12 protein-coding genes are annotated in these 15,744 nt (G+C 54.0%); 10 read left to right on the top strand and 2 right to left on the bottom strand.

What is annotated here, in order from left to right:
• Window positions 1-337: 337 nt before the first annotated feature.
• The 3 genes from G367_RS0110970 to G367_RS0110960 all read left to right on the top strand — a co-directional run bounded on the left by G367_RS0110970 (window position 338) and on the right by G367_RS0110960 (window position 3,456).
• Complete coding sequence (locus G367_RS0110970) at window positions 338-1,639, top strand: condensation domain-containing protein (protein WP_020413177.1); 1,302 nt, start codon at window positions 338-340, stop codon at window positions 1,637-1,639.
• Between the two features lie 63 nt (window positions 1,640-1,702).
• Window positions 1,703-2,533: a glycosyltransferase gene (locus tag G367_RS0110965; protein WP_040628812.1), complete on the top strand. Its 831-nt coding sequence runs from the start codon at window positions 1,703-1,705 to the stop codon at window positions 2,531-2,533.
• Window positions 2,530-3,456 (top strand): NAD-dependent epimerase/dehydratase family protein, encoded by a 927-nt coding sequence (locus G367_RS0110960; RefSeq protein ID WP_020413175.1) that lies wholly within the window; start codon window positions 2,530-2,532, stop codon window positions 3,454-3,456. The genes G367_RS0110965 and G367_RS0110960 overlap by 4 nt, the downstream gene beginning before the upstream one ends.
• On the opposite strand, the gene G367_RS0110955 is transcribed toward G367_RS0110960, so the two are convergent.
• Together G367_RS0110955 and G367_RS0110950 are read right to left on the bottom strand one after the other, a co-directional pair.
• The gene (locus G367_RS0110955) at window positions 3,457-4,182 is read right to left on the bottom strand and encodes a UDP-2,3-diacylglucosamine diphosphatase (protein ID WP_020413174.1); all 726 of its coding nucleotides are present in this window, start codon (window positions 4,180-4,182) and stop codon (window positions 3,457-3,459) included.
• Window positions 4,183-4,217: 35 nt separating this feature from the next.
• A complete protein-coding gene (locus G367_RS0110950) occupies window positions 4,218-4,727 on the bottom strand; it encodes a peptidylprolyl isomerase (protein ID WP_020413173.1) in 510 nt (169 codons plus the stop codon).
• Between the two features lie 208 nt (window positions 4,728-4,935).
• On the opposite strand from G367_RS0110950, the gene G367_RS0110945 reads away from it, so the two are divergent.
• The 7 genes from G367_RS0110945 (at window position 4,936) to G367_RS0110915 (ending at window position 15,618) form a co-directional block, all read left to right on the top strand.
• Window positions 4,936-6,609 carry a glutamine--tRNA ligase/YqeY domain fusion protein gene (locus G367_RS0110945; protein ID WP_020413172.1) on the top strand — a complete coding sequence of 558 codons (1,674 nt, stop codon included), beginning with the start codon at window positions 4,936-4,938 and terminating at the stop codon, window positions 6,607-6,609.
• A gap of 91 nt (window positions 6,610-6,700) precedes the next feature.
• Entirely contained in the window at window positions 6,701-8,077 is a 1,377-nt protein-coding gene (gene cysS, locus G367_RS0110940) for a cysteine--tRNA ligase (protein ID WP_026305071.1), read from the top strand.
• Between the two features lie 104 nt (window positions 8,078-8,181).
• Window positions 8,182-8,370 (top strand): DUF3012 domain-containing protein, encoded by a 189-nt coding sequence (locus tag G367_RS0110935; RefSeq protein ID WP_020413170.1) that lies wholly within the window; start codon window positions 8,182-8,184, stop codon window positions 8,368-8,370.
• 15 nt (window positions 8,371-8,385) lie between these two features.
• Window positions 8,386-9,813 (top strand): Wadjet anti-phage system protein JetA family protein, encoded by a 1,428-nt coding sequence (locus tag G367_RS0110930; protein ID WP_020413169.1) that lies wholly within the window; start codon window positions 8,386-8,388, stop codon window positions 9,811-9,813.
• Window positions 9,806-10,570, top strand: a complete 765-nt coding sequence (locus tag G367_RS0110925) for a DUF4194 domain-containing protein (RefSeq protein ID WP_020413168.1) — start codon at window positions 9,806-9,808, stop codon at window positions 10,568-10,570. Before G367_RS0110930 ends, G367_RS0110925 begins: the two co-directional genes overlap by 8 nt.
• A gap of 155 nt (window positions 10,571-10,725) precedes the next feature.
• Window positions 10,726-14,373 carry an ATP-binding protein gene (locus tag G367_RS0110920; protein ID WP_020413167.1) on the top strand — a complete coding sequence of 1,216 codons (3,648 nt, stop codon included), beginning with the start codon at window positions 10,726-10,728 and terminating at the stop codon, window positions 14,371-14,373.
• Window positions 14,374-14,415: 42 nt separating this feature from the next.
• On the top strand, window positions 14,416-15,618 hold the full coding sequence (locus tag G367_RS0110915; protein ID WP_020413166.1) for a Wadjet anti-phage system protein JetD domain-containing protein: 1,203 nt from the start codon (window positions 14,416-14,418) through the stop codon (window positions 15,616-15,618).
• Window positions 15,619-15,744: the final 126 nt, after the last annotated feature.

Below are 15,744 nucleotides of genomic sequence, written 5' to 3'. Positions count from 1 at the left end.
GAATCATGCAATGGGCCAGCATTGTAAATCAAGTAGATCTTGATGCGTCTGGGGGGTTGTTTTTCCGCCAGTGCGATTTTCTGGCGGGGGTATACAAGCGGTAAGTTTGCGGGATTTGTATATCCTTAACTCATACTTTCGCTGGAAGTATCAGTATGCAGTCAATTGGAAAATCTCGCATAGTGACAATTGACAACGGTGCCTTATACGACAGATCCATCGCTTTGTATCGCTCAGGTGTAGATGTTTGTGAGCGGTCATCAATGTACTGGGCGTCCGGATTGCGGCCCAAGGGCCAGCTGGTTGCTCCGAAACAAGAACAGGCCAGGAGAGTACCGTGGCTGGCTGGAGTTCCTCATTCATTGTGCCGCTTTCGATAACTGAGCAGCGCATCTACGATTTGAACCATCGCAAATCATTAGCGGACCTGATTACACGTGCGATGTATGTGAAAGGGGACGTCGATATTGAGCTGTTCGAGAAGGCAATTCCAGGAGTTGCTAATTCCTACCCTATCTTTCGCTGTCGATATGATTCATCCCCCACTCGCAGCTTTAAAAACATAGAACTGGATTATTTAGACATTCGCCATATGAGCGAAACACATATAACCAGTTTTTTACGCCAATTCAGCAGCTCTCCGATGGATCTCAATGCAGACCAGTTACTGGGGCTTAGTCTGTTCCGTACAGGTGAAGACGAATATATTTTCCTGACCAAAAGCCACCATATCATTACGGATGGAATTAGCTTGTCGCTTCTTTGGGCAGAGTCTCTGAAAAATTACTTAAGCCTTGCTGCTGGAAAAGGGTTTAATCCCAGAGTGGAAGATACGGATTTTGCCGACTACATCAATTTTGAGGAGGCCTATCTGGATTCCGAACGGGGGCAGAAGGCGCGCTACTACTGGCTAAATATGCTTAGCGAGGAAAAAGAAGCCGTTGAGCGGGCATCTCATCAGGAGATTGTCTCGCTTAGTTGTGATGATGTGTGTGACTTGATTGAAGGGGAGGACTTAGTCCGAATTAAGGAGCAGGCGAATTCGGCAAATGTCAGCCTTTTTACTTATTTATGTGCCGCTTACCAGCAGACACTTTGTGAATTCCTGCATTTTGATTTCTGGATGAATACGAACTTATCCCTGCGCCTCAAAAGAGAACACAGAGAGGTGTTTGGTCCAATGTGTCGCTATGCATGCTTGAGAGTGCGTAGAGATGAATCCTGGAATGAAAAACTGAGTCGGCTTTCCCTGGAAATAAAGCGTGCGGTTCGTACAGTATATGCCGCCGACTCTATTGGTCCCCATGGTTCTTTGGGTCATAGCCTGAATGCTTCCCGTGCCTATCTGATTACCTTCCTGCAGGCAGAAGAGCATCAGGAGGGTTTTACCGGTGTTTATACCGGTGAGAATTCAGACTGGGTATATCTCAGCGATGACTTAAAAATACGTACAATACCTCTACCGACACGCCTGACACCTTATGGCATATACCTGTCTATGGCTGCCTATGGCGGACGGTTGCGCTCCAGTTTTATCTACAATGTTAATTGCTTCACCCAAGAGCAAATGGAAAGCTTCGTGGATCGTTGGCATGCCCGTGTGATCTGTGGAGATGGGGATAGGATGCCCCCACTTTAATTGGCTTGTGCCCAAGCTGTACTGGTAATAGTCGTACTGCCTCAAGTTTTGACAGTTGTTGCTATGTCACGATGTGCCTTTGTTACCCTTGTAAACAGTCCAGATTATGTAATCGGCGCCACTGCTTTGAAGCGCTCCCTGGATCGGGTTGGCAGTATTCATCCCCTGGTATGCATGGTGGTTGCTGGCAGTTGTGACAGTCGTCCTCTTGAGCAGGCGGGCTGTATTGTACGGGAGGTGCGCCCTCCTTCACTTTCTGATGAATTTACCCTTCGGCATGGACGTGAGGCCTTACATAGGCGCGCTCCTTTTAATAAAGGGAAAAAGCCCGAATTTCATAATCCCTTGAATAATTTCTGCAAGCTGGCACTGTGGGGGTTGACTGAGTACGAAAAAGTTTTTTTTCTCGATGCAGATATTTTGTTGTTGCGTAATATCGACCACCTGATGACATTCCCGGAGTTTTGCGCGGCCCCCAACCTCTATGAGGGGTTGGATGGCTTCCACCGAATGAACTCAGGTTCATTCACTGCCGTACCGAGTGAGGCAACCTATCAGAGAATGTTGGCAGAGCTGGATCGCCCCGGTGTTTTTTGGCGGCGCACAGATCAAACCTTTCTTGAGACTTTCTTTTCCAGATGGCATGGACTGCCTTACATCTACAATGCCCTGCAGTATTTGTACCTGAATCTGCCACAACTATGGCAGTGGAGCAGTATCCATGTGATTCACTACCAGTACGAGAAGCCTTGGCAACAAGCACACCCTAAAGCTAAGCAGCTCAAACCACTGATTGATTTGTGGTGGGCGGTTTATGAGGGACGGGATATCAGCGGTCAATTGGATCAATTGAGTCGTGCGCAACAGCTTCAGCCTAATGGAGGAATCTCGTGAGAATTGGTATCACCGGCGCCAGTGGATATGTGGGGCAATTTATTGTCAGGCATTTCCTGCGGAGAGAGTGCCAAGTGAGAGGATTGTCACGCTCCTTATGGAAATCTGAGATTTTCGGCGGTGACAGCAGGCTTGAATGGACCTGCGGTACTATGTCGAGCGATCAGGTACTTTCCGGGTTTGTCGAAGGACTCGATGTGGTGGTCCATGGGGCTTTCGAGCATTTGCCGGGGCGATATCGTGGTGGGGAGGGGGGCAACCTTACCGGCTTCCTGGAGTCGAATTTGAATCGCACTCTGGCATTGATGCAGATGGCCCACGATGCCGGGGTAAAAAAATTCATATTTCTTTCCAGTCGTGCAGTCTATGCCACAGGACAGTTACGTGGCGACCTATGCGAGGATGGTGCAACCCAGCCGGAAACTTTCTATGGGGCATATAAGTCTGCTGTAGAGGCTATGGTATCTGCTTGGGCCGGGCAAAGAAATTGGCACGCGGTGTCCTTGCGCCTGACTGGTGTTTACGGTGTGGTAAATCCGTTAGTGCGCAGTAAGTGGTATGACATTGCTTGTGCGATTATCAGAGAGAAGCGCTATTCCCAGGGAAGGAATGCCACCGAGGTGCACGGCACAGACGTAGCCAGGGCAGTGGAATTATTACTGGAGGCGAAAGATGCTCGCGGCCATGCGATAAACTGCAGCGACCGAATAATAAGCAATCGCGAAGTGGCGGAAATTATCCAGTCGATTTCGGGCGCGCGTGGGCCACTGCCATCAGCAGTACAGGGGATGGGGCCGGCAGTGTTGGATTGTGCCTATTTAAGATGCAAGGGATTTCGCTTCGGGGGAGAGAAGCGCTTGTGGGAGAGCCTGCGGGAGCTGGTTGAGGCCGTGCGGGAAGAGCATAGCCTCAAGCAGTGCTGATCAGCCTATAGGCCAGTGGATCAACTCCAGCGAGTCCTTGCCCGCTTTCAAGCACCAGCCAAAGCGGTCCCAGTCCCCAAGTACGATGCGCTCTGCCGGAGTTCCGTCAACGTCAAGGTTGTGGCGCCCGGGCCTGTGAGTATGGCCGTGGATCAGGGTGTCCACATTGTGCTCGCGCATTACCCTTTCCACCTCCTCAGGAGTTACGTCCATGATGTCTTCTGCTTTGCGGCTGTTCATCGCCTTGGAGGCGGCGCGGATCTGTGCGGCAATAGCACGACGCTCTTCAAGAGGCTTGGCCAGCAGCGCCTGCTGCCAGTTACTGTCGCGGGCCTGGCGGCGAAACGCCATATATTCCTCGTCTAAAGTGCACAGGCTATCGCCATGCATCAGTAGGGCCTGGTGGCCGGCAAGGGAGAGAGCGGTAGGGTCTTGTAAAAGCACTGCACCAACACGCTGGGCGAAATCAGTACCTAGCAGGAAATCGCGGTTGCCGTGCATCAAGTACAATTCTACACCGGTATCAGTGTAGTGGCTGAGTTCCCGGACAACCTCATCAATCAGCGGGGCATCGTCGTCATCGCCAATCCAGGCCTCGAAGAAGTCGCCGAGAATATACAGTGCTTCGGCACCGGCGGCTGGACCGCGCAGGAAATCAAAGAAAGCCCTGGTAATATCTGGGCGTCCCTCGTCGAGGTGCAAATCAGAAATTAAATAAGTAGACAATGTCCCCGCCTTAGAGTCTGAATGGACCCGAGAAATTACTTGCCGGCGTAGTTGTCAGAAATGCTGACACCAGTGATCTCAATGGTTTCCATGGGTACATCCTGATGGAAGCCTTTGCTGCCGGTTTTCACGCTCTTGATCTTGTTTACAACGTCCATACCATCGGTCACCTTGCCGAAAACGCAGTAGCCCCAGCCCTGTGCATCTTTGCTGCGGAAATTCAGGAAATCATTGTCTTTAACATTAATAAAGAACTGTGAGCTGGCGGAATGTGGATCCATAGTGCGTGCCATGGCCAGGGTGCCAGTATCATTTTTCAGGCCGTTGTCGGCTTCGTTCTCGATGGACTCGCGGGTTTCCTTCTGCTCCATTTCGGGGGTCATACCGCCGCCCTGGATCATGAAGTTGTCGATCACCCGGTGGAAAATGGTCCCAGTATAAAAGTCATCACGACAGTACTGCAGGAAGTTGGCAGCAGTCTTTGGGGCCTTGTCGAAATCCAGTTCGATAGAGATATCTCCGTGGGTAGTGTGCAGGGTGATCATAAAGTGTCCTATAAGGGTTGATTTGGGGCGGCATGATACCTTGTAGTCCGTAGCTGTAAAATGCTGCGATAGCAGATCGGTGCCGATTGCCTAAAAAGTGAACGCCGCCAACCAATTGATTGGTAGCAGCCTTTTCAAATTCGATATTCTGTGGCCCAACTAGGCTATAATCGGCCGTTTACATTCGCACAGCTGTAACGAGAAACCTATGACATCCGAGAGCAAGCCCGCTCACTTTTTACAGAACCTTATCCGCGAAGACCTGGCCGAGGGTCGGGTGACTCAAGTGGCAACCCGCTTTCCACCTGAGCCGAACGGTTATCTGCACATTGGCCACGCCAAATCTATTTGTTTGAATTTTGGTCTGGCACAGGAGTTTGGCGGTACCTGTAATCTACGCTTTGACGACACTAACCCTGCCAAGGAAGAGGAAGAGTTTGTCGACGCAATCAAGCGCGATGTTTCCTGGCTGGGCTTCGAATGGAACGGTAAAGCTAAATACTCTTCGGATAATTTTGACCAATTATATGAATGGGCCCTACACCTGATTAAAGAAGGCAAGGCCTATGTCTGTGACTTGTCTGCTGAAGAGGCTCGCCACTACCGTGGCACGCTCAAGGAGCCGGGTAAAAATAGTCCCTACCGTGATCGCTCTGTGGAAGATAATTTGGCGCTGTTTGAAAAGATGCGCAATGGTGAAATGGAAGAGGGCCAGTGCAGCCTGCGCGCCAAGATCGATATGGCAGCGCCCAATATTAATCTGCGCGACCCGATCATTTATCGTATAAAGAAAATGGCTCACCACCAGACCGGTGACAAGTGGTGCATTTATCCCAGCTACGATTTTGCCCACGGCCAATGTGATGCGATTGAGGGCATCAGTCACTCTATCTGTACCCTGGAGTTTGAAGATCACAAGCCGCTATACGACTGGTTGATCGAGAATCTGCCGGTGCCTTCACGCCCGCGCCAGTATGAATTTGCACGCCTGCACCTCAACTACACGGTGGTATCCAAGCGCAAACTCAAGCAGCTGGTAGACGAAGGGCATGTAGACGGCTGGGATGATCCCCGTATGCCGACACTTTCCGGTATGCGCCGTCGCGGCTTTACGCCAGCTTCAATCCGTAATTTCTGCGAGATGATCGGCGTAACCCGCTCTGATTCCGTCGTAGATGTGAGCATGTTGGAATACAGCATTCGCGACGACCTGGACAAAAATGCCCCCCGCGCTATGTGTGTGATGGAACCACTGAAGATCACTCTGAAGAATTACCCAGAAGGCCAGGAAGAGATGCTGTCAGCACCCGGCCACCCGGTACGCGATGACCTGCCGGCTCGTGAGCTTCCGTTTGGGCGCACCCTCTATATCGAGAAAGACGACTTCCGCGAAGAGGCCAACAAGAAGTACAAGCGCCTGGTGTTGGGCAAAAAGGTACGTTTGCGTAACGCCTATGTGATCTTTGCCGAAGAAGTCGTGAAGAATGATGCCGGTGAAATTGTTGAGGTGATCTGCTCAGTTGATCTCGATACCTTGGGTAAAGACCCGGCCGACGGTGTTAAGCCAAAGGGCGTTATTCACTGGGTATCTGCCGATAACAATGTCGGTTGCGAAGTGCGTCTCTACGATCGCCTGTTCAATGATGCATCGCCGGATGCCGGCGGTAAGAATTTCCTCGACTGCGTAAACCCGGACAACCTGCAAATCCTAAAAGGCTGTAAGGCAGAGATCGGCCTGGCCAAGGCGGAGCCGGAGCAGGGCTACCAGTTCGAGCGCAACGGCTATTTCTGTCGCGACAGCAAATATGGCAGTGCGGAAGCACCGGTATTTAACCGTACCATTGGCCTGCGCGACAGCTGGGCGAAAGAACAAAGCAAGTAGTAGCAAAACCAGTAACTGTCTAAACGGCAGTTTCGTTGGGTGGGTCAGTGAGCGGCCCGCCCCAGGCAGCAAAAAGAATTCGAGAGAAAAGATGTCTCTACAGGTCTACAACACGTTTTCCGGGAAGAAAGAACCCTTCGTACCATTGGTGGAAGATCAGGTGCGCATGTATGTGTGTGGCCCCACCGTGTACAACCGTGTGCATATTGGCAATGCCCGCCCTGTGGTGGTGTTCGACACCCTGTACCGGGTGCTGAAAAGAAACTTCAGCGATGTGATTTACGCGCGCAATATCACCGATATTGACGACAAAATCATGAAAACCGCGCGGGATAATGGCGAGGAAATCGGCGTGCTGTCGGCGCGCTATGCCCAGGCTTACTACGAGGATATGGCCGCGCTCAATAACCTGGAGCCGGATATTGTACCCTACGCCACCCAGCACTTGCCGGAAATGATCGCGATGATCGAAAGCCTGCTGGAGAAAGGCCATGCCTACGCTGCAGAGGGGCATGTGCTGTTCGCAGTGGAGTCCATGCAGGAATACGGCCAGCTTTCCAAGCGCTCCCTTGACGATATGCTCGCCGGTGCGCGTGTGGAAGTGGCACCTTACAAAAAATACGCCGGTGACTTCGTACTGTGGAAGCCTTCCTCAGATGAAGAGCCCGGTTGGGACAGCCCCTGGGGGCGTGGTCGTCCGGGTTGGCACCTGGAGTGCTCGGCCATGATCAAGAAGCATCTGGGTGATACCATCGATATCCATGGCGGTGGTCGCGACCTGACTTTCCCTCACCATGAAAACGAGCGCGCCCAAAGCTGCTGCGCCAATGGTGTCGACTTTGTGCGCTACTGGATGCACAACGGCTACGTCAATATCGACGGCGAGAAAATGTCCAAGTCTTTGGGCAACTTCCGCATGGTTAAAGATTTGCTTGAATTGTACCCCGGTGAAGTTCTGCGTTTTGCGTTGCTGTCCGCTCATTATCGCTCTGAACTGAACTTCAGTGCTGACTTACTCGATCAAGCTTGGCGAACCTTGGACACCCTCTACGGTGCCCTGCGTGAAACCGAAGCCGTTGAGGCTGGAGCTGCAGATTTGGGTGGCAGCGCCTTTATCAAAGCGCTGGAAGATGATCTGAATACGCCCATCGCCATCAGTGAACTGCATCAGATCGCCCGTGACCTGAACAAGGCTGAAGATGCTGACAAAGCGCGCTTAAAAAGTTTACTGCTGGCTGCCGGTGAAATGCTCGGTATTTTGCAGCAGGACCCGGAAGCCTGGTTCAAGCAGGCCCGTGGTGGAGAGGAGTCTGTTTCTGCTGAGGAAATTGAAGCGCTGATTGAAGAGCGTGTACAGAGCAAGAAAAATCGAGACTTTGCCCGTGCCGATGAGATTCGGGAGGAGTTAAAATCTAAGGGTGTAGTACTAGAGGATAGTCGAGAAGGTACCAAGTGGCGCCGAGAGTAAGGTGCCTCTTAATCAATAGGAACACTCAAGCTCTTTCCCGCCCTCATTTCAAATAGGTAATTGGGGTTGGGGTATCATCCGAATTTCATTTGTAGAAGCAAACTATGAAAAAAGTATTTGTCTTGATCATCTCTATTGTCGCAGTGGTAACCCTGACAGCTTGTGAACCCAAGCGTGGCTCCGATGCCTGGTGTAAAAAAATGGACAGTGTGCCTAAGGGACAATGGACCATGAATGATGCGGGCGACTACACCAAGTACTGTGTCTTCAACCAAAAGCCGGAAGAGGAATAAGCGGGCCTATAGTCGTTGTTCTTCGTCGATTCCTACCAGCACTTCTTCCGCCCGCTGACCGGTAAATACCGCGAACAGGTGGTTGAATGCTTGCGTCTTTTGTATGAGCGTCTGTACACCGCCAAGGCTGACTACGGTGAGTCTTTGCTGCGCGAACAGATTTTGGAAATTTTTGCCGAGGCCCTGACCCGCGCGCCCCAACTCGATAGTGAAGATGGAGTGCAGGACCCCGAGGGCCGCTTCCGCAACCTGCGCGACCAGGCCGTCTGGGTATTGAACAGCCTGGTGGAATTCGGTTGGCTGGAGAAGCAGGTAGATAGTGCCACGCTCACCGCCACCTATCCGTTTAGCCGCCGGGGCCGCCTTTTTACTCAGCCGCTGGTTGAAGTGAACGGCACCCGCGTGCGCACCCGTCACCGCAATACCCGCAACACCTTAAATGCCCTGGAAGCCTTTGCCAGCCGAGGTGAAATCCACGACTTGATCGATGCCTGGGAATACTCCGAGCGTATCGTGGCGGATTTCACCGATATGATCGCCGAGCTGGAAGAGCGCAAGCGAGAAATGGTGCGGGAGGTGGAGGCCCAATTGCTGGTGCAACAGGCCACCGATGAGTTTTTCTCCTTTATGGAGAGCCGCTTCCAGCCGGACCTGGCTATCCGACTGTCTGCGGACAGCGTGGAAAAACATCGCGACTCCATCAACCGGGTGATTGACTGCATTCGCCGCAAGGAGGATGTGCAGAAAGCGGAGTGGGAGAAGCGCCTGCGCCAGCTGCTGCCGGAGTTGATGCAACCGGGCCAATCCCTGTTGTGGCTGATGCTCGATACCATCGAGGACCGCATGCGCCGCGCCTGCGAGGTGAAGTTGCCCGCTTTGCGCCGCGCACTACAGGGCTTTACCAAGCGTGCGGATATTATTATCCGCCAGCTCAGCTACCTGCACAGCCAGGCCGAAGGTGAATTTGCCGACCTGTGCCAGCGCCTCGGTGAAAGCCAGCAAAAAACACAAATTCTCGAGCAGCTGGGCGAACAGTTAGGTGGCTTCCAGCTGCGCCTGTTTGACCCCAAACAAACCCAGCTGTGGCAGCGCAATCGCCGCCAGCCGGTGAATACCCGGGTCGAAGATGAAACCCCCATCGGTGAAGAAAACCGTCGCGAGATCGAGCTGCAACAACTGCTCGACCAGGCGTTTAATTTCAACAACAGTAACCTGCGCGATTATCTGAGTGATGCCCTCGGCACCGGCCGCCAGATCAATAGCCGCAACCTGCCATTGCGCGATGCGCGTGATCTGCTCGCTATGAGCCATGTGATCGAAGCGGCGGCGGTGAACCAGAGCGGCGCCGCCGACCTGCAGGTGAAATTTACCGGTGAAATCGCCAGCAATGATTATTTCACCGAATTTGACGAATATATCCTGGAGCTGAAAAACAGTGATTGAACAGGCTTTGGAAGAGGCCCTGGCGCAGTGTCGCCTGAACCGCAGCGAATTTTCCGAGCTGCTGGTACGCCTGTTGGATTACGGCGTTATCTGCCGGGATGAAAGCGTAATTGAGACCACGCTTTACGATCGCTTCCAGCGCTGCGAGCAGCTGGTGCGCGAGTGGTTGGCCCCGCTGGGGTTGCGTTTGCAGCACGACAGCCGTTTCCAGTTTATCCGCGTGTATCCGCCCGGCGCTGAAGTGCCGGGTCTGCCGGATCAGGAAGAGCCGCACCACGGCGGCTTCCGCGCCCGCCTCAGTCAGCAGGAAGTGGCCGCGATTCTCGCCCTGCGCGTGGAATACGATAAAGCGCTGCGGGAAGGGCAGGTGGATGAGAGTGGCTGTGCCGCGCTATCGATGGAAGCCCTGGAACTGGGCATGCGCAACCTGCTGAAAATGTCCCTGCCGGATAAGCACGCCGAGCGCAAAAATCTGTTGAAGAAATTGCGCCAGCTGCGTTTGGTGCAGTTCAGCAGTGAAGAAGTGGAGACCAGTGCGGAAGTCTGGCTGCGCGTGCGCCCGACCATCGCCCACTTTGTCAGCGAGTCGGTATTGCACCAGCTGATCGATAGCGAAGCCCTGCACGCAGTGGAGAGCGAGGCTACTCAGACTGATGAAATTGATGAGGTTGAAGAGGCGGAACAAGAGCAAGCGCTCGAACGCATCACTCCAGAAGTCGAAGATAGCAGCCTGTTTGAGAGTGAAGCCGCCTCCTAGATGAAAATAGAGGCCGCAGTAGCGGCTATAAAAAATCGAAAACATTCGACCGCCCGGGTTTGCGTAAATCGCCCCCGGGAGCCTCGGAGAGGGGTGTCGGCTTCCCGCCTGCAAAAAGACCCTGCTTTTGAAAAGACCGTTTTTTTGAAAAGACTATGTTCCTAAAAAAACTGATCCTGATTAACTGGGGCAATATCCCGCAGTTGGAATATGATTTCGGCCCGATCAACCTGTTTTCCGGTGGCAACGGTTCCGGTAAAACCACGGCGGCCGATGCTATCCAGACATTGATGACCGCCGCCCACGACACCCTGTTTACCTTTAACCCGGGACAGGATGAAACCACCCAGCGCGGGCGCGGTGGCAAGCAGGTGCGGACGCTAGCTTCCTATGTACTGGGTTGTGACGACGGCAGTTATGCCCGTGTCGAGCCCACCGACTGTTACATTGCCGGTATTTTTCATCCCACCAGCGGTGAAGACGACGCTGAGCCTTTTACCGCAGTGATGGGGATTCGCGCGCACCTGGATAGCAGCAGCAAACCCGCCCAGGCCCGCCAAAGTGATTTGCGCTTTTTCGTATTCCCCGGTGAACAGTTGGTGATGGGGGATTTTGTCCGGGATTACACCGACGGCAAACACCTGCTGCCGCTGGATAAATTCAACCAGGTCCTAAGCAAGCAGTTCGAAAAAGTAGAGCAGTACGACAAGAAAAAGGCCTACCTGCGCCGCCTTTACGGCGCCCTGCGCGGACGCCGCGATGCGGTCTCCGATCGCGAAGCCATGCACGCCGCGCGCACCTTTGCCAATTTTATGGCCTACAAGCCGGTAAAAAGCATCAACGATTTTGTCGCCCAGGAAGTGTTGGAAAAACGCGATCTGGGTGATGCCATCCGCTCCGTCTCCGAACTGATGAAAACCATTCACAGCATGGAGCAGGAAGCCCGCCAGATTGTGGAGCGGGTCAGTTCCCTGGAGGCCATCGCCCAGTCGGTAGAGCTCTACAGGGAGCAGTGGTTGCAGTTGCGGGTGCAGGAATATTTGTGCGCACGCCACCGCCAGCAGCGGGTGCAAAAGAGTTACCTGAGCGGCAAGAACGACCAGAAAAAACTGCGCAGCGATCTGGACAACAATGAGCGTGAAGTGCGCGTCGCTTCCGAGCGCGTCGAGCAGCTCAACGGTCAGCTGGTAGAGCTTCAAGCCCAGCGCCTGGGTATCGATGCGCTGCGCAATAAGGACGAACTGGAACAGCGTATTAACAATGCCCTGAGCCTTCTGTCCCAGCAGCATACCCCCATGTCTGCTGAAGAGGCCCGCTGGCGCGAGAACCGCGAGGCCGCCGAAGAATTATTGAACCTGCTCAACTCCACCTCCGCCGAGCTGGAAATTCCCGCCTTCTCCGATAAGGCACTGGTGCAGGCGATCAAGCAGGTCGCCCGCGAGGAAGACCTGCCGGATCTGCACAAGTTGTTGGGCAAGGACTGGATTGACCTGGCCGCATTGGAGCCACTGCGCGAACGCGCTGCCAGCAGCGAAGCTTTACAGAACCGCCTCTTCGATCTGCTGGATAGCAGTGGCAAAGCTGGCGCCAGTGATGAGGTTTCCCCCAAAGAGCAGATTGCCCAGCAGGCCTCCCGCTGGGAGCAAAAAGTACAGCAACTGCAAAAGCAGCTGCGCACCCAGGAGAGTCGCATTCAGCATCTCCAGGCCAATCGCGTGCGCTACCCCCAATCGGTGGAAGTGGCCCTGGCCGCAATTCGTGAGCAGTGCCCGGAGGCGGAGCCCCGCGTCCTGTGTGATTATGTGGAAGTGCTGGATGAGCGCTGGCAGATGGCGATTGAAGGCTATCTGGGCGGCGCGCGCTTCTCGATTATTGTGGAGCCGGAACACGAGGCCCGCGCGATTCGCATCGTGCGCAGCTTGCCCGGGCGCAACAACCGCGCCCGCGTGATCCAGGGGGATAAAGCCCGCCGCGATGCGGAGCGCCTGGATATGCCGTCGGGCTCCATTATCGAACTGATGGAGTTCACCCATAAAACTGCCGAGCACTATCTGCGCGCCTCTTACGGTGCCGTGGTGCAGGTGGAGGATGAACACGAGCTGCGCGGCACCCGCCGGGGTCTGACTGCCGACGGTATGGCCAGTGGCAACTACAGCATGTGGCGCTGCGATATGGACGATGCCGAGTTGGTCTTCGGTCAGGGCGCCCGCGCTCGCGCACTGGCGGCGCAGCAGCGCGCTATGGAGCAGTTGCTGGAAGAGGCCGCCCACGTCAACGAGCGCCACCAGCTCTACCGCCGAGTCACCAACGCGGTGCGCGGACTGGCGAATATCAAGCTGTTGTCCATTGTGGATTCCGCCCTGGCGGCCCAGCGGGAATGGCGCAGCGCCGAGCGGGCTTTAGAAAACCTGGACCTGAAGGACTTCGAGCAGTTCGAGCAGCAGGTCGATGAACTCAAGGCCCAGCTCAAAGACCAGCAGAAGCAGCTGTCTGATCTCCAGCGCAAGCATGGCTCTCTGGAGACCAAGCTAAGAAGCAACGAAAAACTCTTATACGCCCTGTCTGGCGAGCTGGAGTCCCTGGACGATGCTGCCAGTGACAGCGAGGAAATGGTAAGGCGCATTACCGCCATCGACCCCACTTTCGATGCCGAGCAAGTGCTGGTTACTGCCGACGAGCAGGTAGAACGTGCGGCCGACAACTTTGACTTCTCAGCGGATATCGAAAGTTGGCAGGGACAGCTGGAGAAATACAGTCGCCAGTTGGATCGCGCGGTGATGGAGTACAACGCCACCTGTGCCAGCGTCGATACGCTGGTGTTTGAGCCCGACATTGGTGGGGGCCATAAAGATGGCCTGTTCAAGTTAATCAGCGGTCTCGGCGATCAGGTAGAGACCCTGCGCAACCGCCTCAAGAACAACCTGCTGGTGGAGCGCCACGATCAACTGCTGGGATTGAAAAAATCCTTTAACACCACTTTTGTAACCCACTTGTGCCACGCTATTTACCAGTCCATTAACGATGGTAAGCGCGTGTTGGATGATCTGAACAAAGAGCTGGAGCACCACCGCTTTGGTGCCGACCGCGAGCGCTTCCGTTTCGACTACCAGTGGGTGGCGGAGTTTAAGGAATACTGGAGCTTCTTTAAGGCGGTAATTGAACTGCCGAATCTGGGTGAAGAGCAGAGCCTGTTCGACACGGACTTGGCGCCCAAGCACCGTAAGGTACGGGATCGCCTGTTGAGTATGCTGCTGAGTGAGGATGAGCAGGTGGCGCGGCGCGAGCTGGATCGAATCAGCGACTATCGCAACTACCGCAGCTATGAGATCTATAAGGAACCGGAAGGCAAGGAGCCGATTGCGCTCAGCCAGTACGGCACCGGTTCCGGCGGCCAGCTGGAAACGCCGGCTTATATTATCCGCTCTGCAGCGGTCACTTCGGCTTTCCGCTTTGGTGAGAGTGGCAGCCATTTGCAGATGGTGCTGGTGGATGAGGCCTTCTCCAAAATGGATGAGTCCCGCTCCAAGGAAGTGATCCGTTACCTGACTGAAACCCTGGGCTTACAACTGCTGTTTATTATGCCCAGCAGTAAATCGGGGCCTTTTATGGACCTGATCTCGAATCAGTTTGTATTCAGTAAGTGCCCCAGTGCCAAGCCCATCGGCCAGCTGAATACCCGGGTGTATGTCGATCGCAAGGTGTGCAACCAGGAGCGTATCGCCGAACTCTGGGCCAACCACCGCCGCACGATTCGCCAACAGGCGTCGCTGGATTTTATGGACCTGGTAGAAGTAGAGGGATAGGTATTTTCGGGGGAAACCCCTCCATTGGCAGGGAGGCAACCGATGGAAAAGGCATTGCCCTATTGGGTAGAGGAAAACCCGCTGTTAATCGGCATCCTGAATTTTATTCTGGATCGGCGGGACAGCCAGCTGGAACGCGGCAAGGAAGCCCGCATTAGTTTCAGGCTGGATTTGCGCGCTGGCAGTAAGCGTTGGCTGGAAGTGTTGGAGCCCCTCAGGGACCCCGACCAAGACGAGCAGGAGCTGTGGAATGAATTGCAGCACTTTGCGCGGGAATACCAGTGTTTTACGGTGAAACCGAATCCGAAAAGGCGGCCGGGTGTTGCCGAGTGGCAGGGGGCCCAATTGATTTTTCGGGATGCCAGCGAGGAACAGCTGCGCCTGTGGCTCAATCGCCCATCCCCCACCGTTCGCCAATCCACCTGGACCAGCCTGCTGGAGCCCTATGTCGATCGCTTTGAGAATCCCTCTGCTTTTCCCTTCGAAGGGTTGGAACTCCAACCGGGGTTTGAGTCCGTCGAAGAAATTATTGCTTGCTGGGTTTCCGTCGGCAAAGAGCTGATCTTTGCCGATAAAATTTCCTGGCGACAATTAGCCGCGCGCTGCTTTAAGGGGGATTCCAAATACCTGGAATTACCCAGCCGTCAATCTCTGGTGCGCAATCTCTATCCTGACCTGAGCCGTAAAATCCAGGAGCGCCAGCTTTTACTTCACGCCTACCTGCCCAGGCAATTTGAGCAGGTCATTTTTATCGAAAACCAGGACACTTTTATTAGCCTGGCGGAGCTGCAACCCAGTCGTGCTGCGCTGGTTTATAGCGAGGGCTACCAGGGCGGCGCAGAACGGATTCGCAATGGGGCGAGGGTGCGCTTCAGCACTATTAATGTGGTTGGTGAAAATATCCGGCAGCAATTCCTAAGCTGGTGGCACGATGGGGAGTCCCGAACGGTTCCAACATTTTTCTGGGGGGATCTGGACTACGAAGGATTGCGGATTGCCGCAGCGCTGAGAAAGAGCTTTCCTGACTTGCAGTGCTGGCGCCCGGGCTACGATCTGTTACTGCATTTTCTGCGCACGGGAAAAGCCCATGCTCCGGAGCAGGCAGAAAAGGTGGGGCAAAAGCTGGTGCAAGCGATTGGTTGCCAATACGCAGATAGCACGCTGTTGCCAGCAATTTCAGACAGCAATCGCTATGTGGATCAGGAGGCGGTTGAGATTGGGGAGCTGGCCGGGACATTGGTGTGAATATGTCGCTATCCGATAAATTTTAATTGTTCGTTTTTATGGAATGGTGACTATCAAGGCTTTGGCAGGCTTTTGAACTTGTTTTTTATGCGCAATATCTCGGAAGATACAGAAAATTTGCTGTAA

Origin of the sequence: Microbulbifer variabilis ATCC 700307, from assembly GCF_000380565.1 — a bacterium.
In the GTDB taxonomy this organism is placed as follows: domain Bacteria; phylum Pseudomonadota; class Gammaproteobacteria; order Pseudomonadales; family Cellvibrionaceae; genus Microbulbifer; species Microbulbifer variabilis.
This window is presented reverse-complemented; position numbering and strand designations above follow the sequence as displayed.

What these genes read in the sequence shown, in the direction of transcription:
- G367_RS0110965 (WP_040628812.1), top strand. Translation starts at nt 1,703, where the DNA reads ATGTCACGATGTGCCTTTGTTACCCTTGTAAACAGTCCAGATTATGTA.
- G367_RS0110950 (WP_020413173.1), bottom strand. Translation starts at nt 4,727, where the DNA reads ATGATCACCCTGCACACTACCCACGGAGATATCTCTATCGAACTGGAT.
- G367_RS0110945 (WP_020413172.1), top strand. Translation starts at nt 4,936, where the DNA reads ATGACATCCGAGAGCAAGCCCGCTCACTTTTTACAGAACCTTATCCGC.
- cysS (WP_026305071.1), top strand. Translation starts at nt 6,701, where the DNA reads ATGTCTCTACAGGTCTACAACACGTTTTCCGGGAAGAAAGAACCCTTC.
- G367_RS0110935 (WP_020413170.1), top strand. Translation starts at nt 8,182, where the DNA reads ATGAAAAAAGTATTTGTCTTGATCATCTCTATTGTCGCAGTGGTAACC.
- G367_RS0110920 (WP_020413167.1), top strand. Translation starts at nt 10,726, where the DNA reads ATGTTCCTAAAAAAACTGATCCTGATTAACTGGGGCAATATCCCGCAG.
- G367_RS0110915 (WP_020413166.1), top strand. Translation starts at nt 14,416, where the DNA reads ATGGAAAAGGCATTGCCCTATTGGGTAGAGGAAAACCCGCTGTTAATC.